The sequence below is a fragment of the Nocardioides palaemonis genome (assembly GCF_018275325.1).
Classification (GTDB): domain Bacteria; phylum Actinomycetota; class Actinomycetes; order Propionibacteriales; family Nocardioidaceae; genus Nocardioides; species Nocardioides palaemonis.
This window is the reverse complement of sequence record NZ_JAGVQR010000004.1, coordinates 784,669-806,386: the sequence shown is the minus strand read 5'-3', so window position 1 is coordinate 806,386 and position 21,718 is coordinate 784,669. Positions and strand designations below refer to the sequence as shown.

At 73.8% G+C, this 21,718-nt stretch carries 17 protein-coding genes, 1 tRNA gene, 1 other RNA gene and 1 pseudogene; 14 read left to right on the top strand and 6 right to left on the bottom strand.

Annotated elements, in window-relative coordinates; translation table 11 throughout:
- Positions 1 to 10: 10 nt before the first annotated feature.
- Both KDN32_RS19585 and KDN32_RS19580 read right to left on the bottom strand, forming a co-directional pair.
- Entirely contained in the window at positions 11 to 943 is a 933-nt protein-coding gene (locus KDN32_RS19585) for a hypothetical protein (protein ID WP_211734020.1), read from the bottom strand.
- Positions 944 to 947: 4 nt separating this feature from the next.
- Complete coding sequence (locus KDN32_RS19580; RefSeq protein WP_211734018.1) at positions 948 to 1,370, bottom strand: hypothetical protein; 423 nt, start codon at positions 1,368 to 1,370, stop codon at positions 948 to 950.
- 185 nt (positions 1,371 to 1,555) lie between these two features.
- Here KDN32_RS19580 and KDN32_RS19575 point away from each other — a divergent pair, with 185 nt between their 5' ends.
- Positions 1,556 to 3,073 carry a potassium/proton antiporter gene (locus KDN32_RS19575; protein WP_211734016.1) on the top strand — a complete coding sequence of 506 codons (1,518 nt, stop codon included), beginning with the start codon at positions 1,556 to 1,558 and terminating at the stop codon, positions 3,071 to 3,073.
- A gap of 6 nt (positions 3,074 to 3,079) precedes the next feature.
- Here KDN32_RS19575 and KDN32_RS19570 read toward each other — a convergent pair whose 3' ends face one another.
- Positions 3,080 to 3,583 (bottom strand): LytR C-terminal domain-containing protein, encoded by a 504-nt coding sequence (locus KDN32_RS19570; RefSeq protein ID WP_211734015.1) that lies wholly within the window; start codon positions 3,581 to 3,583, stop codon positions 3,080 to 3,082.
- Positions 3,580 to 3,891: a type II toxin-antitoxin system VapB family antitoxin gene (locus tag KDN32_RS19565; protein ID WP_211734013.1), complete on the bottom strand. Its 312-nt coding sequence runs from the start codon at positions 3,889 to 3,891 to the stop codon at positions 3,580 to 3,582. Before KDN32_RS19565 ends, KDN32_RS19570 begins: the two co-directional genes overlap by 4 nt.
- A 57-nt stretch (positions 3,892 to 3,948) precedes the next feature.
- Here KDN32_RS19565 and KDN32_RS19560 point away from each other — a divergent pair, with 57 nt between their 5' ends.
- Positions 3,949 to 5,544 (top strand): helicase HerA-like domain-containing protein, encoded by a 1,596-nt coding sequence (locus KDN32_RS19560; RefSeq protein ID WP_211734011.1) that lies wholly within the window; start codon positions 3,949 to 3,951, stop codon positions 5,542 to 5,544.
- A gap of 261 nt (positions 5,545 to 5,805) precedes the next feature.
- Here KDN32_RS19560 and eccCa read toward each other — a convergent pair whose 3' ends face one another.
- A complete protein-coding gene (eccCa, locus tag KDN32_RS19555; protein WP_249217268.1) occupies positions 5,806 to 9,810 on the bottom strand; it encodes a type VII secretion protein EccCa in 4,005 nt (1,334 codons plus the stop codon).
- Between the two features lie 153 nt (positions 9,811 to 9,963).
- Here eccCa and KDN32_RS19550 point away from each other — a divergent pair, with 153 nt between their 5' ends.
- The 9 genes and pseudogenes from KDN32_RS19550 (at position 9,964) to KDN32_RS19515 (ending at position 18,750) form a co-directional block, all read left to right on the top strand.
- Positions 9,964 to 11,343: a ubiquitin family protein gene (locus tag KDN32_RS19550; RefSeq protein WP_211734009.1), complete on the top strand. Its 1,380-nt coding sequence runs from the start codon at positions 9,964 to 9,966 to the stop codon at positions 11,341 to 11,343.
- Positions 11,344 to 11,485: 142 nt separating this feature from the next.
- Positions 11,486 to 11,797, top strand: a complete 312-nt coding sequence (locus tag KDN32_RS19545) for a WXG100 family type VII secretion target (RefSeq protein WP_211734007.1) — start codon at positions 11,486 to 11,488, stop codon at positions 11,795 to 11,797.
- Positions 11,798 to 11,835: 38 nt separating this feature from the next.
- Entirely contained in the window at positions 11,836 to 12,126 is a 291-nt protein-coding gene (locus KDN32_RS19540) for a WXG100 family type VII secretion target (protein ID WP_211734006.1), read from the top strand.
- Between the two features lie 148 nt (positions 12,127 to 12,274).
- Positions 12,275 to 12,466 (top strand): annotated as a pseudogene (locus tag KDN32_RS22655) (EsaB/YukD family protein); the annotation flags it as partial.
- A 116-nt stretch (positions 12,467 to 12,582) separates the two neighbouring features.
- Complete coding sequence (locus KDN32_RS19535; RefSeq protein ID WP_249217267.1) at positions 12,583 to 13,656, top strand: type VII secretion integral membrane protein EccD; 1,074 nt, start codon at positions 12,583 to 12,585, stop codon at positions 13,654 to 13,656.
- A gap of 3 nt (positions 13,657 to 13,659) precedes the next feature.
- Positions 13,660 to 15,069, top strand: a complete 1,410-nt coding sequence (locus tag KDN32_RS19530) for a type VII secretion protein EccB (protein ID WP_211734004.1) — start codon at positions 13,660 to 13,662, stop codon at positions 15,067 to 15,069.
- The gene (locus KDN32_RS19525; RefSeq protein ID WP_211734002.1) at positions 15,066 to 16,301 is read left to right on the top strand and encodes a S8 family serine peptidase; all 1,236 of its coding nucleotides are present in this window, start codon (positions 15,066 to 15,068) and stop codon (positions 16,299 to 16,301) included. The genes KDN32_RS19530 and KDN32_RS19525 overlap by 4 nt, the downstream gene beginning before the upstream one ends.
- A 43-nt stretch (positions 16,302 to 16,344) precedes the next feature.
- On the top strand, positions 16,345 to 17,412 hold the full coding sequence (locus KDN32_RS19520; RefSeq protein ID WP_211734000.1) for a sugar phosphate nucleotidyltransferase: 1,068 nt from the start codon (positions 16,345 to 16,347) through the stop codon (positions 17,410 to 17,412).
- Between the two features lie 36 nt (positions 17,413 to 17,448).
- A complete protein-coding gene (locus tag KDN32_RS19515) occupies positions 17,449 to 18,750 on the top strand; it encodes a UDP-N-acetyl glucosamine 2-epimerase (RefSeq protein ID WP_211733998.1) in 1,302 nt (433 codons plus the stop codon).
- A 65-nt stretch (positions 18,751 to 18,815) separates the two neighbouring features.
- Here KDN32_RS19515 and KDN32_RS19510 read toward each other — a convergent pair.
- A tRNA-Ser gene (locus KDN32_RS19510) sits at positions 18,816 to 18,901 on the bottom strand.
- Positions 18,902 to 18,992: 91 nt separating this feature from the next.
- Here KDN32_RS19510 and ffs point away from each other — a divergent pair.
- The 3 genes from ffs to KDN32_RS19495 all read left to right on the top strand — a co-directional run bounded on the left by ffs (position 18,993) and on the right by KDN32_RS19495 (position 21,716).
- Positions 18,993 to 19,090: signal recognition particle sRNA small type (gene ffs, locus KDN32_RS19505), an RNA gene on the top strand.
- A 22-nt stretch (positions 19,091 to 19,112) separates the two neighbouring features.
- The gene (locus KDN32_RS19500; RefSeq protein WP_211733996.1) at positions 19,113 to 21,278 is read left to right on the top strand and encodes a DNA polymerase III subunit gamma and tau; all 2,166 of its coding nucleotides are present in this window, start codon (positions 19,113 to 19,115) and stop codon (positions 21,276 to 21,278) included.
- 39 nt (positions 21,279 to 21,317) lie between these two features.
- Positions 21,318 to 21,716 (top strand): YbaB/EbfC family nucleoid-associated protein, encoded by a 399-nt coding sequence (locus tag KDN32_RS19495; RefSeq protein WP_211733994.1) that lies wholly within the window; start codon positions 21,318 to 21,320, stop codon positions 21,714 to 21,716.
- The last annotated feature ends 2 nt before the right edge of the window (positions 21,717 to 21,718 follow it).

Genomic DNA, 21,718 nt, shown 5'->3' with positions numbered 1-21,718 from the left:
GGGCGAGGTGTCACGTGGTCACCTGGGCGAGCACGGGGGCCAGCTCGGTGGCAAGGTGGTCGGGGTCGACGCGGCGCACGGCCACGCGCGGTCCGTCGTCGTCGTGGCGCGGCACCAGCGAGTGCCAGCCGTCGCGCAGGAGCACCCACGACACCACGCCGACGGACGTCGTGTCGCGGTCGGACACCTCGGCGGCGAGGATCCGCAGCCGTCCCCGGCCCTCGGTGTGGACCGCGGACACCGCCGCGGTCGCCTCGGCGTCGCCCAGCGGGTCGCCGTCGGCGAGCACCTCGCCGTCGGCCTGCGACATCAGGACCGGGACGAGGTCGGAGCGACCGGCGCGCAGCGCCTCGCCCACCGAGTCGGCCAGTGCGTAGGGGACGTCGAGGAGGGCCGGCACCTGCGAGGACGACAGGCTGAGGTCCTCGGGCACCGACGTCACGCGGGCGAGCTCGGCGGTCCACTGGTCGACCGGGAACCACGCCAGCTCGAAGACGATGCCGTCGCAGGTCGACAGGCTCGCCACGGCTCCGTCGCTGTGGCGGTGCCAGGCCTTGACCTGGGTGCTGCCGGCGGCGACGTCGATGTCGAGCGCGAGCTGGGGGGTGGCGAGCAGGCCGACCGCGCCCACCAGGCCGGGGTCCGCGCCCGCGTCGCCGACCAGGCCGCGGCGGCGCAGGGTGTCGTGGGGGTCGTGCAGCGAGGCCAGCGCCTCGGCGTAGGCCGTGTCCTCCACCGACCCGCGGCTCTGGCCGAGCCGGCCCGAGAGCGAGCCGGCCCCGTGCGCGCCGGCGTCGGTGGCCACGAGGTCGAACGGGAGCGGGGCGCCGCCGGCGAGGTCGGCGACCGCCCGCAGCTCGGGCAGCGTCAGCGCCAGCCGGCGCGCCATCGCGTCGAGGAAGCTCGCGGGCGGCGCGGGCGGCGTGGTCAGGTCGATGGTCACCATGTCAGAGTCCCGGGAGCTCGACGGTCAGCCAGTCCCTGTGGCCGGCCGGGGGTGGGTCGAAGGCGAGGAGCACCCCGTCGGCGGCGTCGGGCTCGGTGCCGGGCGCGGCCTCGGAGGCCCGCGTGCGGGCGTCCTCGACGAGGGCCTGGGCCTTGTGGGCGCGGACCTCGATCGCCTCCTTGAGGGCGTCGACCTCGAGGAGGTGTCGCCCGAGCGACTCGGCGGCGGTCTCGTGCTGGATCGCCGCGGCGCGCAGGTGGGCGGCGCGCTCCTTGACCCGCTCGCGCATCGCCTCGGCGGCCTTGCCGCGCCACGGGACCGCCTCGGCCTGGGAGACGAGACGGGCGGCGAGCGCCCGGACGTCGCCGCCCTGCTCGCGCAGCTGGGCCGCCCGCCGGCGCCCGGCGGCTGTGTCGCCGTACATCGATCACACCCTTTCGTCGGTGGACGCCTACCCCTCCGGGTGGGGTCCCAAACGTGGCACCGCGGACGACGATTCTCCCCGACCCCGACCGCGCGTCCCACCCCACCCGTCGCGGGGCGTGCGCCGTCCCGGGGCCGATAGGATCGGTCCCACGACCTGTCCACCGGCGATGGCACGAGGTGTCCGTGACGTTCGACGTCCACCAGCTCGACGCGTTCGTGCTGGTCGGCGCGGTCGTGACGTTGTCGGCCATCCTCGCCGTGCGGGTCTCGGCCGTCGCGGGCCTGCCGTCGCTGCTGATCTACCTCCTGATCGGCGTGCTCCTCGGCGAGGGCGGACCGTTCGCGATCCAGTTCGACGACGCCCAGCTCGCGCACGCCCTCGGGTTCGGGGCGCTCGCGATCATCCTGGCCGAGGGCGGCCTCACCACCGACTGGCGCCAGATGCGCCCCAGCATCCGGCTCGGTGTCTCGCTCGCCACCCTGGGGGTCGCGGTGTCGGTCGCGGTCGTGGCGGTCGGCGCCCACCTGCTGCTCGGCCTGCCCTGGGAGCTCGCGATCCTGCTCGGGGCGATCTGCTCGCCGACCGATGCCGCGGCGGTGTTCTCGGTGCTGCGGGTGGTGCCGCTGCCCAAGCGGCTCACGGGTGCGCTGGAGGCCGAGTCGGGCCTCAACGACGCCCCGACCGTCGTCCTGGTCGGCGTGATCTCCACGGGCGCGGCCGGTGAGGCCGGGCTGCTCGGCGTCGCCGGGACGATCGTGTTCGAGCTGGTCGTCGGCGGCCTGATCGGCGTCGCCTGCGGCGTCGCCGGCGCCTGGCTGATGCGCCGGGTCGCCCTGCCCTCGTCGGGCCTCTACCCGCTGGCCGTCATGAGCCTGGCCTTCACCGCCTACGGCGCGGCCGCCGCGGTCCACGCCTCCGGCTTCGCCGCGATCTACGTCGCAGCACTCATCCTCGGCAACAGCGAGCTGCCGCACCGCGTCGCCACCCGGTCGTTCGCCGAGGGGGTGGCCTGGCTCGCGCAGATCGGCCTGTTCGTGATGCTCGGCCTGCTCCTCTCGCCGGGGCGCATCGACCTCACGACCGTCGTGCAGGCCCTGGTGACCGGTCTGGTGCTCACCTTCGTGGCGCGTCCCCTGTCGGTCGTGGCCAGCAGCGTCGTGCAGCGGATGGGCCTGCGCGACCTGGCCTTCATCTCCTGGGCCGGCCTGCGCGGTGCAGTCCCGATCGTGCTCGCCACCATCCCGCTCGCGGAGGGCGTCGACGGCGCCGACGACCTGTTCGACATCGTCTTCGTGATGGTCGTCGTCTACACGCTGCTGACCGGACCCACGCTGCCCGCGGTGGCCCGGTGGCTGCGGGTGGCCCGACGCTCGGAGCCGCGCGGGCTCGACGTCGAGGCGGCGCCGCTCGAGCGGGTGGCCGCGGACCTGCTGCAGGTGACGATCGCGCCGACGTCCAAGATGCACGGCGTCGAGGTCGGCGAGCTCCGGCTGCCCGCGGGCGCCTCGGTGTCCCTGGTGATCCGGGCCGACGAGGTGCTGGTGCCCGAGCGCCGCACGGTCCTGCGCTCGGGCGACGACCTCGTGGTCGTCACCCCGCGCAAGCAGCGCGAGGCCACCGAGGCGCGGCTGCGGCAGGTGTCGCAGAACGGTCGCCTGGCCAGGTGGGCCGGCGAGCAGCGTTCCCGCGAGGACGACTGAGCGGCGTCACTCCGAGCCGGTCGCCCGGCAGTACGTCGCGGGAGCCTCTGCGACGACCGACTCCACCTGCTTGGTGCGCAGCGCCTTGAACTTCTCGCCGACCACGACGACCACGCCGTCGCCGAGCGCCTCGCCCGGCACGACCTTCGCCTTCTTGAACTGCCGGCGGACCAGCTGCACGGCCGGGTTGGTCGCGTCGTCGGCCCAGATCTGGGTGGTGGCGGCCGGCTTCGGGGAGTCGCCGACGCCGCCGGCGACGAAGCCGCGCTCGACGAGCTCGGCGCTGGTCGACCCGGCGAGACCGCTGCGCCGGCTGCCGTTGTAGACGCTCACCACGACCTGGTCGCGGCGCACCTCGGCGCCGGCGTCGACGGAGGTGTCCTCGCAGATCGCGACCTGCTCGTCCTCCGGGAACGGCTCGGTGAACGCGGCCCAGCCCCAGAGCGCGCCGACGACGACCAGCAGCGTGAGGACGCCGAGGGTCAGCGCCGTGCGCAGGCCCGCGGTCACCCGGTCGCTCCCGCGTCGTCGGCGTGGTGGACCCGGGCGTGCAGCACGCTGCGCTGCTGGAGGGCGGCCCGCAGCGCGCGGTGCAGGCCGTCCTCGAGGTAGAGGTCGCCGCGCCACGACACCACGTGCGCGAACAGGTCGCCGTAGAAGGTGGAGTCCTCGTCGAGGAGGGCGTCGAGCTGCAGCGTGTCCTTGGTGGTCACCAGCTCGTCGAGGCGGACCTGGCGCGGGGGCAGGTCGGCCCAGGCGCGCGAGGTCAGTCCGTGGTCGGGGTAGGGCCGGCCGACGCCCACCCGCTTGAAGATCACGCGAGCGATCATAACGACGCCCTCGTCGCGCCCCTCCCGGCTGACTAGGCTCGCGCCATGACGGAGACTCCCGAGTCCACGCCGGCACCCCAGCCCGACCCGCTGTCCGAGGCGGTCGCGGCGGGCTACCGCTTCGACGGTCCCGCGCTCGAGCTCGGCGGGCTGATGCTCGACGCCGAGACCCTGGGCGACGCGCGCATCCGGATCCCGCTCGCCATGCTCAACCGCCACGGGCTGGTCGCGGGCGCGACCGGCACCGGCAAGACCAAGACCCTCCAGCTGCTCGCCGAGCAGCTCAGCGCGCAGGGCGTACCGGTGTTCGCCGCCGACATCAAGGGCGACCTGTCCGGGCTGGGCGTGGCCGGCGAGCCGAGCGAGAAGCTCTCGGCGCGGACCGCGAGCGTCGGCCAGGAGTGGACCGCGACCGCGTTCCCCACCGAGCTCTACGCGATCGGCGGGCAGGGCACCGGCGTGCCGGTGCGGGTGACGATGAGCGCGTTCGGCCCCACCCTGCTGGCCAAGGTGCTCGACCTCAACGAGACCCAGGAGTCGTCGCTCGGCCTGGTCTTCTACTACTGCGACTCCCACGGCCTGCCGCTGCTCGACCTCGCCGACCTGCGCGCGGTCCTGCAGTACCTCACCGGCGACGCCGCCGGGAAGGCCGAGCTCAAGTCGATCGGCGGCCTCTCGCCGCAGACCGCGGGCGTGATCCTGCGCGAGCTGGTGGCGTTCGAGGCCCAGGGCGCCGGCGTGTTCTTCGGCGAGCCGGAGTTCGACACCCAGGACTTCCTGCGCACCACCGAGGACGGGCGCGGCATCATCAGCCTGCTCGAGCTGCCGAACCTGCAGGACCGCCCGGCGCTGTTCTCCACGTTCTTGATGTGGCTGCTCGCCGACCTCTTCCACGACCTGCCGGAGGAGGGCGACCTCGACAAGCCCAAGCTGGTGTTCTTCTTCGACGAGGCGCACCTGCTCTTCCACGACGCCTCCGACGCCTTCCTCGACCAGGTCGCCCAGACGGTCCGGCTGATCCGCTCGAAGGGGGTCGGCGTCTTCTTCGTGACCCAGTCGCCGACCGACGTCCCCGACGACGTGCTCGCCCAGCTCGGCTCGCGCGTGCAGCACCAGCTCCGCGCGCACACCCCCAACGACGCCAAGGCGCTCAAGGCGACGGTCAACACGTACCCCACGAGCGGCTACGACGACCTCGCGCAGGTGCTCACCAGCCTCGGCATCGGCGAGGCGGTCGTGACCGTGATGAACGAGCGCGGCGCGCCCACGCCCGTCGCCTGGACCCGGCTGCGCGCCCCCGAGTCGCTGATGGACGCCGCACCCGCCGAGCAGATGGCGGCCGCGGTCGCGGCGTCCTCGCTCACGCCGAAGTACGCCGAGGCGATCGACCGCGAGTCCGCCCGCGAGCTGCTCGCCAAGAAGCTCGAGGAGGGCGCCCGCAAGGCCGCCGAGGACGCCCGCGTGAAGGAGATGGCGCGCGAGCAGAAGAACGAGCGGGTCACCACCGCCTCGCGCAAGAAGGCGGAGAAGGAGCAGGACTCGATGGTCGAGACGGTCGTGAAGTCGACCGCCTTCAAGGACTTCATGCGCACCGCCGCCCGCGAGATCGCGCGCGGGATGTTCAAGAGCGGGCGCCGGTAGGTCCGGCCGGCGTACGCCGGGCAGCGGTGGCCCACCCACGTTCCGCGCGCTGGAAGTGTGGCTCACGCACCGCCCGCGGGCGCGTCGGCGTACGGCTCGCGCTGGAGCGGTGGCCCACCCACGTTCCGCGCGCTGGAAATGTGGCTCACGCACCGCCCGCGGGCGCGTCGGCGTACGGCTCGCGCTGGAGCGGTGGCCCACCCACGTTCCGCGCGCTGGAAACGTGGCTCACGCACCGCCCGCGGGCGCGTCGGCCGCCGGCTACATCGTCGGGTCGAGCCAGGCCAGCTGGGTGGTCTGGGTGCCGCCGTCGCGGGTGACCACGCGGGCGCGGCCCTCGGGCGCCGGCTGCGGGCGCAGGTTGCCGATCAGCACGCCCTCGTCGCGCGGGCCCGACAGCATGACGCCGGGCATGGCGAGGTCGCGCAGCGACTGGATGACCGGCTCGTAGAGCGCGCGGGACGCACCACCGGTGCGGCGGGCGACCACGACGTGGAGGCCGACGTCGCGCGCCTGCGCCATCAGCGGCTGCAGCGAGGCCACCGGTGAGGACTGCTGGGTGGCGACGAGGTCGTAGTCGTCGACGACCACGAAGACCTCGGCGCCGCTCCACCACGACCGGTTGCGCAGCTGCTCGGGCGTGACGTCCGGCCCGGGGATCCGGCCCTCGAGGTAGCTCGCGATGTCCTTGAGCGTCGGCGTGGCCTGCGTGGCCGACGTCAGGTAGTTGAGGAGGTACTCGTCGGGCACCTCGCCGAGCATCGAGCGGCGGTAGTCCACCAGGACGATCTGCGCCTCCTTCGGGGTCCGGGTGCGCATCACCTCGTGGACGTAGGCCCGCAGCAGCGCGCTCTTGCCGGACTGGCCGTCGCCGAAGACCAGCATGTGCGGCTCGGCGTCGACGTCGAGGCCGACCGGCGCGAGCTCCTTCTCGTTGATGCCGAGCAGGATGTGCCGCGCCGGGAGCTGGCGGCGCACGGCGTCCTCGCGGATCGCCTCGAGGGTGACCTTCTCCGGCAGCAGGCGCAGCTTGGGTCCCTGCGGGCCCTTCCACGCCGCGGCCACCTTGTCGATCAGGTCGTCGACGCCGTCGCCGAGGCTGTCGGCGTCGCCCTTGGCGTCGATGCGCGGCAGCGCGCCGAGGAAGTGCAGCTTCGACGGCACCAGGCCGCGTCCCGGGCGCCCGACCGGCACGAGGGCCGCGACCTTGCGGTCGACCTCGGAGTCGAGCGGGTCACCGAGCCGCAGCTCGAGCTTGGAGCCGAAGACGTCGCGCATCGCGGCGCGGAAGTCGGCCCAGCGGGTCGAGGCGGTGACGATGTGGAGGCCGAAGGTCAGGCCGCGCGCGGCGATCTGCTGGATCTCCATCTCGAGGTCGTCGAACTCGGCGCGCAGCGTGCTCCAGCCGTCGATCACGAGGAACACGTCGCCCCACCCGTCGTCGGCGCGGCCCTGCGCGCGACGCGAGCGGTAGGTCTCGATCGAGTCGATGCCGTTCTCGCGGAAGTACGCCTCGCGGCGGTCGACGATGCCCTCGACCTCCGCCATCACGCGACGTACGACGTCGGGCTCGGAGCGGGTCGCGACGCCGGACACGTGCGGGAGGCGGGTCAGCGGGGCGAACGTGCCGCCGCCGAAGTCGAGGACGAAGAACTGCGACTCCAGCGGGGTCGTCACCAGCGCCATGCTGGTCACGATCGAGCGCAGGAGCGTGCTCTTGCCGGACCGCGGGCCGCCGACGACCGCGACGTGGCCGGCCGCGCCGGTGAGGTTGAGCGTCATCGTGTCGCGGCGCTGCTCGCGCGGGCGGTCGACGGTGCCGAGCGGGATGACCAGTCCGGGCACGGTGCGCCACTGCGGCGACACGAGTCCGAGGTCGGGGTGCTCGACGAGGTCGGGCATCAGCTCGTCGAGGGTGTCGGGGACGTCGAGCGGCGGCAGCCAGACCTGGTGGGCCTCCGGGCCCTTGCCGATCATCCGCTCGACCGCGATGTCGAGCAGCGAGGGCTGCTCGCCCTGCTGCTGGGCGGCCTGGACCGGCGCCGGGGCGTCGTCCTCGTCGCGCAGCGGCTCGAGCGACTGCACCTCGGAGATCGTGAAGGGCAGGATGCCGCGGATGACGCCGCCCTCGTCGCGGGCGACGCGGGTGCGGCTGGACGGCGGGCCCGAGACGTAGGCCGCCTTGAAGCGCAGCAGCGTCGACTGGTCGGGCTTGAGGTAGCCCAGGCCCGGGACCGCGGGCAGCTCGTAGGCGTCCGGGACGCCGAGGACCGCGCGGGACTCGCCGGCGGAGAACGTCCGCAGGCCCACACGGTAGGACAGGTGGGACTCCAGGCCGCGCAGGCGGCCCTCCTCCAGGCGCTGGGAGGCGAGGAGCAGGTGCAGGCCGAGCGAGCGGCCGAGTCGGCCGATCGCGACGAAGAGGTCGATGAACTCGGGCTTGGCCGAGAGCATCTCGGAGAACTCGTCGACGACGATGAACAGCGACGGCATCGGCTCGAGCGGCTCGCCGTTGGCGCGGGCCTTCTCGTAGTCGCGGACCGAGGCGTAGTTGCCCGCGTCGCGCAGCAGCTCCTGGCGGCGCGTCATCTCGCCGGACAGGGCGTCCTGCATGCGGTCGACGAGGGTGAGCTCGTTGGCGAGGTTGGTGATGACCGCGGACACGTGGGGCATGTCGGCCATGCCGGCGAAGGTCGCGCCACCCTTGAAGTCGACCAGCACCAGGTTGAGCTGCTCGGAGGAGTGGGTCATCACCAGGCCGAGGACCAGCGTGCGGAGGAACTCCGACTTGCCGGAACCGGTCGCGCCGATCACCAGGCCGTGCGGGCCCATGCCCTGCTGGGCGGACTCCTTGATGTCGAGGTGTATCAGGCCGCCGGAGTCGCCGATGCCGATCGGGACCCGCAGCCGGTCGCGCGCCGGTCGCGGGCGCCACGCGGCGGCCGGGTCGTAGGCGAAGATGTCGCCGAGGCCGAGCAGCTCCATGTGGTCGGGCGTCGTCGAGGTGATGTCGACGGTGCCGCCGGACGACGACGCCTCCGCGCTGGCGGTCTTCAGCGGCGCGATGCGACGCGCGAACGCCTCGGCGGTCGCGAGGTCGCACTGGTCGGCGAGCGCCTTGACCGGCTCGCCGCGCAGGCGCAGCGCGCGCACCGGGCGCTTGCCGAGCTCGTCGGGCCCGTCGACGAACTCCAGGCGCAGCCGGGTGGCGTCCTCGAGCTCGTCCCAGCGGCTGGGCAGGTCGAGCAGGGTCACGCCGTGCAGGCCGTCGGGCGGCACGATGTGGTTGCCGGGCGGCAGGTGGCCGCCGTCGATCACGAGCAGGATGTGGGGCGTCGCGGCCCGCTCGTCGGCGCCGAAGCGCGGGCGGTCGCTGAGGTCGGGCGGCAGCAGCTGGCCGAGGTCGTCGAGCGAGGTCGACACCAGGCGCATGGGGCCGACGGCGTCGGACTCGCGCTGGCTCTGGGCGTGGGGGAGCCACTTGACCCAGTCCCAGTGGGTGAGGTTCTGCTCGGAGGACAGCACGGCGACGACGAGCTGGTCGGGGTTCTGGAACGCGGTGGCCGAGCAGATCATCGCGCGGGCGGTCGAGCGGACCTCCTCCTCGTCACCGCACAGCTCGACGCGGTCGAACGCGCGCAGGTCGATCGACGCGGGCAGGTTGGGCTGCAGGCGGTGCACCACGAGCAGGCGGTGGAGCGCGGAGGCGGCGGCCGGGTCGACCTGGTCGACGGGCGCGCTCTCCGGCGGCACCAGCTCGAGGGAGAGGGGCTGGGCGCACAGGCCGTAGCGCACGTGCAGGAAGTTGTCGTCGGAGGCGGCGTGCTCCCACAGGCGGGTGCGGTCCTCGGCGAGCGACGGCAGCGCGTCCGGCTCGGGGTGGTGCCAGTTGAGCGCGCGGCGCTGCTGGTCGGCGGCCTCGCGGGCCACCTTGCGGATGTTGCTCAGGTAGCGGAGGTACTCGGTGCGCGAGCCGGTCACCTGCTGCGCGCGCTGCTTCCGCTGCCGGTCGATCTGCACGATGATGAAGCCGAGGGTGGCGAAGAGGAACATGCCGGCTGCCAGGAAGCTGCGGCTCCGGTTCGCGCCACCCATCGTCGCGACGAGGACGATGGAGCCGAGGCTGCCGAGCATCGGGATGGCGTTCATCAGCACGCCGCCCGCGCCCTCGCCCTCCTGGAGCTCCGGCGGCGGCTGCAGGACGATCTGCCCGCCCGGCATCTCCGGCTCGTCGAGCCGCTGCCCGCCCCGCAAAGTCGTGCTCAACTCGTCCCCCAGTGCCCAGCCCGATGAAGTCGCGACGATGATAGGTGTGCTCCTGCACCGGCGCGACTACCCTGCTCCGCAGGAGCGCCCGCCCCGGTGGACGTGGAGGGGGACGTGCAGGGGGACGTGGAGGGGAACGTGAAGGGGGATCCCGTGTCGGACGTCGCGATGTCCAGCACCGCTGACGCGACCATCGCCGTGAGCGTGCACGGCGCGGCCGGCGTGCTCGACCTCGTCGTGCCGGCCGGTGCGACCTCCGTCGACGTCGCCCGGGAGTACGCCCGGCAGGCCGCGGAGGTCGGCGGCGCCACCGGCATCCCGCTGCTCCAGACGGCGCTCGGCGAGCGGCTCAACGCCTCCGTCGCGCTCGGCGACGCGGGCGTCCGATCCGGTGACGTGCTGGTCGCCACGACCGGCGTCCACCGCCCGCGACGGGCGACGCTGCTGGAGAAGGCCAGGCGCGCCCCCGAGACCCCCGAGGTGGCTGCGGCGATCGCCGCGCTCGCCGCCGGGGCGGCCGTGCTCGCCGGGTGGTACGCCGCCCGCGCCGGTGACGACACCGTGCGCACCGTGGCGGTCGGGGTGCTGCTGGGCTGTGCGCTGGCCGGGGTGCTCCCGTTCGGACGCCACCTGCAGCAGCGGGTCGCCGCGGCGCCCGCCTTCGCGGCCGCGGCTGCCTTCGCCGCCCTCTACGAGCCCGGCGCCCACCTGCTGCCCGCCATCGTCGGGGCCTCGGCGATGGCCGCGGCGGTGGTCGCGGGCATCGGGCGTGCCCTCGGCGCCGGCGCCGAGGAGATCGGCACCGTCTGGATCGTCACCGGCCTCACCGTCTTCGCCTGCTGCGCCGTCACGGCGGTGGCCGGGTGGGACGCCCGCGTCGCCTGGACCCTCCTGCTGTTCCTCTCGATGATGGCCGCCCGCTTCGCGCCGTCACTGGCGATCGACGTGCCCGACGAGGCGCTGCTCGACCTCGACCGGCTGGCGGTGACCGCGTGGTCGGCCCGTGACAGCGGCCGTGCCGGTCGGCGCGGACGGATCGTCGTCGGAGCCGGCGCGATGGAGCGGCTGGTGCGGCGGGCGTCGCGGGTCGTCACCGCGGCCTCCGTCGCGATCCTCGTCGTGGTCTCGGTGGCGAGCCCGCTGCTCCTGCAGCGCGCCACCATCGACCTCGACAGGATCGGCGCCCGCTGCCTGGTGCTGTTCGCCGGCCTGTCGCTGCTGCTGGCCGCGCGGTCCTACCGCCACGCCGCCGCCCGCACCCTGCTGCGGCTCGCGGGCCTCGCGGCGCTCGCCTGGCTGGCGGGGTTCCTCGTGGCCGGCCCGGGTGCCGACCAGCTCGACACCTTCTTCTACGCGGCGGTCCTCCTCGGCGCCGTGGCGCTCGTCGCCGCGGTCGCCACCGGGCGTGGCTGGCGCTCGGTCTGGTGGTCGCGCCGGGCCGAGGTCGCGGAGTCCCTGTGCGGCAGCCTCGCGTTCGCCGCGGCGGTCGTCGCGGCCGGCGTCTTCCGCAGGCTGTGGGAATTGACGTCGTGATGTTTAGGCCCGATCGGCCCGGGTAGATGGCTCGTCAGCGCGGGGGGTCGGGACGTCTCCCCGGGCACCGGATCACCACCAGTGCACCACCCACCACACAGAATCTCGGCCGGTCCGACCGCCGAGGGACAAGGATCTTCCAATGAGCGAGATGTACGGCCAGACAGAGAAGGCGCTCTCCAAGGCCGCCGACTACGTCGACCAGGCCCGCGGCGACGTGAAGAACAAGTGCGGCGTCCTGTCCGGCAACATCCAGACGATGATGGGTGGATGGGGCGGCCAGGGTGCCACCGCGTTCAACAACCTCATGATCGCGTGGGACCAGAAGCAGGAGACCATCCTCAAGGCCCTCGACCAGCTCTCGGCGTCGATGAAGGAGACGGAGCGCGACAACGTCTCGACCGACGAGAACCAGTCCTCCGCCCACGCCAACCTCCAGGGCCGTCTCGGCTGACCGGCCGACACCGACTCGCACAGATCTAGGAGATCGACATGACTTTCGACGGAATCAAGGTCCAGCACGGCAGCCTCGACGCCGGTGCGGCCGACGTGATGAAGGCGGCCAAGGACATCGAGTCCCGCCTCGACCAGCTCGAGAACGAGCTCAACCCGCTGAAGAGCGACTGGAACGGTAACGCCAAGATGGCCTACGACCAGGCCAAGGCGAAGTGGGACCAGGCGATGCAGGAGATGACCCTGCTGCTGCAGCAGGCCAGCCAGGGCGTCGACGCGTCCAACCAGGAGTACAAGGCCGCCGACGCGCGCGGCGCCAACCGCTTCTGAGCACCACCCGTCCGTCCGAGGCCGGTCGTCCCTCCGGGGACGGCCGGCCTCGGGCCATTTCGCGCACGACGTCGCCTAGGCTGCTCCTCGCTCGGAGCGCCGACCGCCCGGGCGGTCGCAGCACACGCACTGTCAGGGGGAAACACCAATGAGTCAGGGGTCCTCGGTCACCTCGGGCCTGGTCCGGGTGACCATCGCCTCGGGGTCCAGGCGCGTCGATCTCGTGCTGCCCGGCTCCATCCCGGTCGCCGAGCTGGTCCCGGAGCTCGCGCGGTCGGTGGGCCTGCTCGACGCCTCCACCGTCTACGGCGGCTACCGGCTGGTCACGCAGGAGGGCCGCGTGCTGGCCAACAACGCCGGGCTCACCATGCAGGGCATCGAGGACGGCGGCCTGCTCATGGTCACCGCCGGCGTGGACGACCCCGCCCCCGCGTCTACGACGACGTGGTCGAGGCGATGGCCGACGTCGTCGAGAACGAGCTCAAGCCGTGGGAGCCCGCCGCCGGACGGCGTACGGCACTGGGCGCGGGCAGCATCCTGCTCGGCCTCGGAGCCCTCGCGCTGCTGCTCAGGGGCGAGAGCCTGCTCGGTGGCGTGGTCGCAGCGGTCATCGCCGTCCTCCTCGTCGTGGGTGGCGTCGTCCTCGACCGCGCCCAGCAGGAGCCCGAGGCGGGCGTGGCGGTCTCGCTGCTCGCCGCGCTCTACGCCGCGGTCGCCGGGCTGCTGCTCGCGCCGGGCGACCTGCCCGCGTGGGCGTGGCCGCTCGACGAGGAGTTCTTCACCCAGCCGCTGCTGTTCGCCGGGCTCGGCACCCTCGCCGTCGGCCTGGTCGCGGTCGTCGGCCTCCAGCGCGGTCGCGCGCTGGTCATCCCCGCGGTCGTGGTCGGCGCGGTGCTGCTGGCCGCCGCCCTGCTGGTCCGGGTGACGTCGTTCGAGCCGGGCGCGGTCCTCACCGTGCTGCTGACTGTCGTGGTGCTCGCCGGCAGCGTCTTCCCGTGGCTGGCGCTCGGCGTCACGGGCACCAAGGTCGACCAGCTCTACTCGCTGCACGACATCACCGCCGACCCCGAGGACATCGACCCCGAGGAGGTCGCCGACGACGCGCGCGTCGGCCACGAGATCCTGCTCGCGGTCTCCGCCACCGTCGGGACGCTGCTGGTGCTGCTCGCGCCGTTCGCGGTCGACCGCGGGGTGTCCGGGACGATCCTCGCCGCCGTGTGCTGCCTGGCCGTCATGTTCCGCACCCGCCAGTACCGCACCGGCTCCGAGGTCCTCGCCGGCCTCACCTCCGGGATCCTCGGCCTGGTGTCCGTCGCCGTGTCGATGCTGCTGATCCACGACGGCTGGCGCGCCGGCGCCGCGATCGGCCTCGCCGGCGTCGGTGCGGTCCTGCTCGCGCTCACGCTGGTCCCGGCGTCCGCCTCCGTGCGGCGCGGCCGGATGGGCGACGTGGTCGAGACCCTCACCCTGCTCGCCCTGCTGCCGCTGATGGTGCTGGCCGCGGGCTTCGTCTCCGCCGTGGCGGGCTGACCCGTGGCGACCAAGAAGGACCTCGTCGAGGCGCACGCCTTCAGCCGGCGCCGGCTGGTGACCGCGTTCGTGTCCGGTGCGCCGGGCGGGCGCGAGGTCGAGCCGGTCCGGCCGGGCCGCGTGCTGATCGGTGGCGTCGCGCTGTCGGTGCTCCTGCTCGCCGGCGCCGCGATCGCCGGGTTCCTGCTCGGGCGACCGCCCGCGCAGTGGCTCGACAAGGGCAGCTTCGTCATCTCGAAGGACACCGGCGAGCAGTACGTCGTGCTCAACGACGACGAGGTCCTCCAGCGGGTCCCCAACTACGTCTCCGCCCAGCTGCTGCTCGGCGACGCGGAGCTCACGCCCTCGACCGTGCGCGACAAGTACATCCGCGGCGAGTCGCTCGGCCCCGACCTCGGCATCGAGGGCGCCCCGGCGGGCCTGCCGACCTCCGACGAGCTCGTCGACGACGGCTGGACCGCGTGCACCACCGCTGACGCCGGCATCCAGGTGGCCGTGCAGGCCCGACCGTCGGTGGAGGACCTCACGGGCTCGGCCTTCCTCGTGTCCAGCGACGACGAGCGCTGGCTGATCGCCACCTCCCCGTCGGTCGGCAGCGACCAGGGCCGGGCCTACCGGTTCCCGATGCCCGCCGACGCGACCGCCGCCTCGACGCTGGGCCAGCGGCTCGACTTCAGCCCCACGCCCGTCGAGGTCGACGCGGACTGGCTCAACCTGTTCCCGGCCGGGGACCCGCTCGACGAGGCCTCCTTCGGCATCACCGACCGCGGCGCGCCGGTGACCTACAGCGGCTCGGGCACCGACTTCTCCGCCTACCGGGTCGGCGACCTGCTGCACGCGCCGTCGGGCGACTACTTCCTGCTCGGCGACGAGGGCCCCCAGGAGCTCAGCGCCTTCGCGGGCCAGGTCTACGCCGCCGTCGTGGCGGACCAGACGGAGATCCCCGAGTCCCCCTCGGCCGACTTCGACGACCCTGACACCCCACCCGAGTGGCCCAGCGCCATGCCCGCCGCCGTCACCGGCGGCGCGCTGTGCGCCGAGCTCCACCCCGGCGCGGACGCCGACCCCGAGGTCACCCTCGCCACCAACCCCACCGGCGACGCCGCCCCGGACCTGCCGCGCGGCCAGCACCAGGTGTTCGTCGAGCCCAGCGCCGGCGCGTACGTCCTGTCCGGGTCGTGGTCGGCCGCCGATGGCGGCACGGCCTACGTCATCGACGCCAAGGGCCTGAGGTACCGCCTGGTGGGCGCGGAGGCGCCGGCCTACATCGGCTACGGCGAGGTCGACCCGCCGCTCGTGCCGAGCGCCTGGGTGGGCTTCTTCGAGCCGGGCGTGCCGCTCTCCACGAACTCCGCGCGACGGCTGCCGGAGGACGCGCCGCCGCCGGACGACTCCGCGGAAGCCGGGTCGTGAGCGGACGCCTGCGCGTCGCGCTCGCGTCGGGCGTGGTCGCGGCGGTGCTGCCCGGCGCCGCGCTCCTCGCCGCGCCCGCGCACGCCGCCGAGGATGAGGACGGTCCCTGCGGGTCCGAACAGATCCCGACGTCGGAGCGCCTCGCCGACTCGACCACGAAGGACAACGTGGTCTTCGACCGCATGCACGTCGAGGACGCCCAGCGCCTCGCGACCGGTCGCGGCGTCCGCGTCGCCGTGGTCGACAGCGGGGTGGCCGACGTGCCTGGCCTCACGGTCCAGCACCTCGGTCCGGTCGCCGGCGCCTCCGGCGCGATTCTGTCGGGCCACGGCACGATCGTCGCGGGCCTGATCGCCGGTCCCGAGGGCGTGGCGCCCGATGCCTCCCTCGTCGACGTCAAGGTCTACGACAAGGACGAGGCCGACACCAGCCAGGGCGAGAAGCCGCTCACCTCCGGCGCGATCGTCGCCGGCATCGACCGCCTCCTCGAGGTCCCCGGGGGCTTCGACGTCGTCAACATCTCCCTCGCCGTCACCCGCCCGGACCCCGCCCTCGAGGACGCCGTCGCCCGCCTGGTGGCGACCGGCGCGGTGGTCGTCGCGTCCGCGGGCAACAAGGAGGTCGACGCCGAGGACACCACCCCGTCCGAGGGAACGGAGGACAACGACGCCGACGTGTTCCCGGCCGACTACCCCGGCGTCGTCGCCGTCACCGCGCTCCCGCCCGACGACGCCTCGCCCGCGCTGTACGTCGTGCCCAACGCCGACACCGACGTCGCCGCGCCCACGGTCGGGGCGATCTCCGTCAACGCCAACGGCCAGCGCTGCGGCACGACCGACGTCGCCACGTCCTGGGCCGCGGCGGAGGTGAGCGGCGTGCTGGCCCTCCTCCGCCAGCGCTTCCCGCGGGAGACGGCGGCCCAGCTCGTCGCCCGCCTCGAGCAGACCACCGAGTCGGGCGGGCTCCCCGCCGACACCCGGTTCCGCGACCCGTGGACCGGTGCGGGCGTGGTGCAGGCGGGAGACGCGCTCACCCGCGAGCTGCGCCCGGGCCGCAAGGGCGTGATCGAGACGACGCAGCCGACGGTCGACGCCGACTCCCAGGCGCCCCCCGCGCCCGAGCGCGTGGACCTGTTCGGGACGCCGCGGGCGATGCTGCTGTGGTCGGGGCTGGGCGCCGGGGCCCTGCTCGCCCTCGCGGTCATGCTGCGCCCCCTGGTGCGCCGCCGGTGACGTTCGACCGACGCGGCCGCGCCCGGCATGGTGGAATCTCCACATGAGTGCCACCACCGACGAGCCGGTCGCCGTCATCCTGGCCGGCGGCCAGGGATCGCGGCTCTGGCCGATCAGCCGGGACCGCGCCCCCAAGCAGTTCCAGCCGGTCGTGCGCGACCGGCCCCTGCTCACGGGCACGATCGAGCGGCTCAGCGAGCTGGTGGACCCCGCGCGGATCCACGTCTCGACGCGCGCCCGCTTCGCCGACGCCGCCCGCGCCAACCTCGGACCGGTGCCCCCGGAGAACCTGATCCTCGAGGAGGACCCGGCCGGCCCCGCGACCGCGTTCGCGCTCAGCATCGCCACGCTGGCCCACACGTACGGCAACGCGCCCGCGCTGATCGCGCCGTCGGACCACCTCATCAACGAGGAGGAGGCGTTCAACGCCGCCTCCCGCGACATGCTCGCCCAGCTCGCCGAGACCCCCGAGTCGATGGTGGTGCTCGGCGCCGAGCCGACCCGCTACGACCCGAGCCTGGGCTACATCCACACCAAGGGCGGCGACGACGCCGTCCAGGTGATCGAGTCGTTCCACGAGAAGCCGGACCTCGCTCTCGTCGAGGAGCTGGGGGAGAGCGGCAGGCTCTTCTGGAACACCGCCTGCTACGGCGTACGCGTCGGGCAGGCGTGCGACGCCTACCGCACCGCGCTGCCGCTGATCTTCGACTCGATCGAGCGCTTCGCCAAGACCGGCGAGCCCGGCCAGGGCTACCGCGGCGCCGCGATCGGCGGTCACGAGATCTACCCGCTCATGTGGGCCGGGATGCAGTGCCTCGTGGTGCCGCGCCAGCTCGGCTGGACCGACGTCGGCACGTGGACCCGCCTCGAGCGGGTGCTGCACGACCAGCGGGTCACCTCGATCGGGCCGGCGCTCCAGCTCGACGCCGAGGACACCCTCGTCGCGAGCATGGACGGACGACCGGTCGTGACGCTCGGCGCCCGCGGGCTGATCGTCGTCACCCACGAGGACGCCGTCTACGTGCTCGACAAGGCCAAGGCCCTCGACACCCCCACGCTCGAGCGCCTGCGCTCGCTCCTCGCGGCCAGCACCCGCGAGGACCTCCTGTAGACACCCCGCTGACGCACCCCCGCGACGAAGGAACCCATGTCCCACGAGAACAGCCAGCACATCGTCGTCGTCGGCACCAAGCCCGACATCATCAAGCAGGCGCCGATCTACCACGAGCTGCGCGACCGCGGCCACGACGTGGTGCTCTGCCACACCGGCCAGCACTACGACCACAACCTCTCGCAGTCGATGCTCGACGAGTTCGGCGTGCGCGAGGACATCAACCTCGAGGTGCGCGGCGGCGTCAACGACCTGGTCTCCGGGATCACCGCCAAGCTCGCGCTCTACCTGCGCGGGTTCTCCGAGCGCGGCGGCTTCCCGATCACCTACGTCCACGGCGACACCACGACCGCGATGGCTGGCTCGCTGGCCACGTTCGGCGAGCGCCAGGCGCTGGTCCACGTCGAGGCCGGCCTGCGTACGCTCTCGCCGCGCCCGGAGGTCCTGAAGGGCTGGATGGAGCAGGGCGCCGACCTCGACTGGGCGTCGTTCCGCGAGCAGTCGCGCGACCGGGCGAGCTGGTCGCGCGGGAGCCGCGAACCCTCGCCCGAGCAGTTCAACACCCGGGTCTGCGACGCCGGCTCCGACCTGCACGCCGCGCCCGTCGAGCTCAACCGCGAGTTCCTCGTCGACGAGGGCTTCGCGCCCGCGGCGATCGACGTCGTCGGCAACTCGGTGGTCGACGCGCTCGAGCAGGCGATCGCCGGCAGCGACAAGAACCAGGTGCTGGAGAAGTTCCCGCAGATGGGCGACGGCTCGTTCCTGCGCTTCTGCGTGCACCGGCGCGAGAACACCACCAACCGCGACCGCTTCAACCTGCTGATGGACGCGATGGAGAGCCTGCTCGAGCAGGGGCACCACATCCTGTTCATCCGCCTCCTCGGCACCGAGGCCGCGATCGACAACTTCGGCCGCCGCCAGTGGCTGGAGGACCTCGAGGCGCGCTACGGCGACGCGCTGATCTCCACGCCGGTGTGGGACAGCTATCTCGACGTGGTGGCCGCGATGTCGATGTGCGCGGTCATCGTCACCGACTCCGGCTCGATCGTGGAGGAGGCCAACGTGCTCCAGGTGCCGTGCGTGACGCTGCGCTTCGGCTCCGACCGCTCCGAGACCTTCCTCGCCGGCAGCAACTTCCTCGCTCCGCCCGTCGACCGCGGGCTGATGACCAGCGTCATCCACCACGTCTTCGAGCACCGCGCCGAGCTCTCGTGGGAGCGGGTCTACCCGGAGAAGGCGTCCGCGATGCTCGTCGACGCCGTCGAGCGCCGCCTCGACGAGGGCAGCCTGCTGATCTCCGAGGAGTGGCGCTACGGGCTCAAGGCCCAGCTGCGCTGAGGAGCCGCCCGCGGAAGTGACCGAGGCCCCGTGACACCGATGTCGGTGTCCGGGGCCTCGTCCGGCGGAGGTAGGGGGATTCGAACCCCCGAGGGCTATTAACCCAACCCGCTTTCCAAGCGAGCGCCATAGGCCACTAGGCGATACCTCCGCGGCGGAGCCTACCGACTGCTCCCGGTGGCGGTGAAATCGCCCGGGTGATCCCGGGTTTGGGGAGCCCGTCCCCGCTCGCCTAGACTCCCGGCAACCCCCCACGCGGCGTCACCTCGCCCAATCCCCCAGGGCCGGAAGGCAGCAAGGGTCAGTGAGCTCTGACGGGTGCGTGGGGGGCCTTGTCTTATCCGCCGGTTAGGCTCCACGACGTGGAGTCACCGCTCGCGTTGTATCGCCGCTACCGGCCCGAGACCTTCGAGGAGGTCATCGGGCAGGACCACGTCACCGAGCCGCTCCGGGCGGCGCTGGCGGCCAACCGGGTCAACCACGCGTACCTCTTCTCCGGCCCCCGCGGCTGCGGCAAGACGACGTCGGCGCGGATCCTGGCCCGCGCGCTCAACTGCGCGAAGGCGCCGATCTCCGACCCGTGCGGCGAGTGCGACAGCTGTCGCGACCTCGCCCGCGGCGGCCCGGGCTCGATCGACGTGATCGAGATCGACGCGGCCTCCCACGGCGGCGTCGACGACGCGCGCGACCTGCGCGAGAAGGCGTTCTTCGCCCCGGTCCGCGACCGCTACAAGGTCTACATCATCGACGAGGCCCACATGGTCACCACGCAGGGCTTCAACGCCCTGCTCAAGCTCGTCGAGGAGCCGCCGCCCCACCTGCGGTTCATCTTCGCCACGACCGAGCCCGACAAGGTGCTGCCGACGATCCGCTCGCGCACCCACCACTACCCGTTCCGGCTGATCCCGCCGCGCCTGCTGAGCGACTACCTCTCCCAGCTCGCCGCCGAGGAGGGTGTCGCGATCGAGTCGGCGGCCCTGCCGCTGGTCGTACGCGCCGGCGCGGGGTCGGCCCGCGACACGCTGTCCGTGCTCGACCAGCTGCTCGGTGGCGCCGGCCCCGACGGCGTGACCCACAAGCTCGCCACCGACCTGCTCGGCTTCACGCCCGACGCGCTGCTCGACGAGGTCGTCGAGGCGTTCGCCTCCCGCGACGGCGGCACCGTCTTCTCGGTCGTCGACAAGGTGGTCGAGACCGGGCAGGACCCGCGCCGCTTCACCGAGGACCTGCTGCGCCGGCTGCGCGACCTGGTGATCGTCACGGCCGTCCCCGACGCGCCCGCCACCGGCCTGATCGACGTCTCCGAGGACGCCGGCGAGCGGCTCGTGGCCCAGGCCGCCCGGTTCGGGGCGATCGAGCTCAGCCGGGCCGCCGACATCGTGGCCGCCGGCCTCACCGAGATGCGCGGCGCGACCGCGCCGCGCCTGCTCCTCGAGCTGCTGTGCGCCCGGGTCCTGCTGCCCGGCGCCGACCACACCTCCGACGGCGTGATGGCCCGCCTCGAGCGGCTCGAGCGCCGCCTCGACGTCACCGGCACCCCCGCCGCGGCCGCCCGCGAGGCGGCGGCGCCCGCCGCCCCCGCGACGCTCCAGCCGCCCGCTCCGCAGGCGCTCCCGGTCCCCCAGGAGCAGGCACAGGAGCAGCCCGCCCCGCGGGCGGACGAGCCCGCCCCGCCCCCGCCGGTGCCCAGCGCGTCGCCGAGCCACGACGCCGGACCCCCGCCGCCCCCGCCGATCCCGACGTCGGCCCCGGTCGAGGCCCCCGCCCCCGCGCCGCGGGTGGAGGAGCCGGCGGCCCCCGTCCAGCAGGACCAGGCGCCTGCCGCGAACCCGGCCGAGCAGCCGGTCGCGGCCCAGCCCGCCGGACCGCGCGGCGGGCTGAGCCTGGTCGACGTGCGCCGGCTGTGGCCCGACATCCTCGAGCAGACCAAGAACCGCCGCCGGCTGGCCTGGATGGTGCTCTCCCAGCACGCCCACGTCGTCGACGTCGACGGCACCCGGCTCACCGTCGGCTTCGCCAACGCCGGCGCGCGCGACTCCTTCGTCAACGGCGGGTGCGACGAGATCCTGCGCCAGGCGGCCATCGACGTCGTCGGGATGGACTGGCGGGTCGAGTCGATCGTCGACCCGAGCGGCGCCGCGGCGCACGAGCCCGTGGTGCGCCAGGCGTCCACCCCGTCCGCCCCGGCCGCCCAGCCCGTCGCGCCGGCGCCCGAAGGTCCCCCGGGCCAGCCGCAGCAGGAGGCTCCCGGCGCCCCGCCCGACTGGGTGACCGGTGCCGCCGCGCCGGCGGAGGCCGCCCCGCCTGCCCCGCCCGCCCAGCCGGCGGTCTCCGCGGCGCCCGCCCGGGAGGCGCTCGAGGCCGCCCGCGCCGGCGGCGGCACGACCGGACCGGTCGAGCCGGTGCGCTCGCCCGACGACGACGCCGACCCCGACGACCCCGACGCCGAGTCGGCGGCCCTCGACACCGAGTCGCTGCTGAGCCAGACCCTCGGAGCGCGGTTGATCGAGGAGATCCGCAACGACTGACCCCGCCCGTCCGCACACCCACCCCACCCGGGAGAACCGATGACCCAGAACCCCTTCGACGCCCTCGGCGGCGGCGGCTTCGACATGAACGCCCTCCTCCAGCAGGCCCAGCAGATGCAGCAGCAGCTCGAGCAGGCCCAGGCCGACCTCGCGCAGCAGACCGTCGACGGCACCGTCGCGGGCGGCGCGGTGACCGTGACCGCCAACGGCGTGGGCGAGCTGGTCGGCATCTCGATCCGGACCGGTGAGTTCGACGGGTCCGACCCCGACGACCTGTCCGACCTCTCCGACCTCATCGTCGCCGCCTACCGCGACGCCCGGGCCAAGTCCGAGGCGCTCGCCGGTGAGTCGCTCGGTCCGCTGACCGAGGGCCTCGGCGGGGGTCTCGGCGGTGGGGCCGCCGGCGGGCTCGGCTTCCCGCCGCCGAGCCTGGGCTGAGG

Bases quoted from the DNA above. Each gene is read 5' to 3' on its own strand.
- KDN32_RS19540 (WP_211734006.1), top strand. From the start codon at position 11,836: ATGACTTTCGACGGAATCAAGGTCCAGCACGGCAGCCTCGACGCCGGT.
- KDN32_RS19560 (WP_211734011.1), top strand. From the start codon at position 3,949: ATGACGGAGACTCCCGAGTCCACGCCGGCACCCCAGCCCGACCCGCTG.
- KDN32_RS19580 (WP_211734018.1), bottom strand. From the start codon at position 1,370: ATGTACGGCGACACAGCCGCCGGGCGCCGGCGGGCGGCCCAGCTGCGC.
- KDN32_RS19535 (WP_249217267.1), top strand. From the start codon at position 12,583: ATGGCCGACGTCGTCGAGAACGAGCTCAAGCCGTGGGAGCCCGCCGCC.
- KDN32_RS19520 (WP_211734000.1), top strand. From the start codon at position 16,345: ATGAGTGCCACCACCGACGAGCCGGTCGCCGTCATCCTGGCCGGCGGC.
- KDN32_RS19545 (WP_211734007.1), top strand. From the start codon at position 11,486: ATGAGCGAGATGTACGGCCAGACAGAGAAGGCGCTCTCCAAGGCCGCC.
- KDN32_RS19495 (WP_211733994.1), top strand. From the start codon at position 21,318: ATGACCCAGAACCCCTTCGACGCCCTCGGCGGCGGCGGCTTCGACATG.
- KDN32_RS19515 (WP_211733998.1), top strand. From the start codon at position 17,449: ATGTCCCACGAGAACAGCCAGCACATCGTCGTCGTCGGCACCAAGCCC.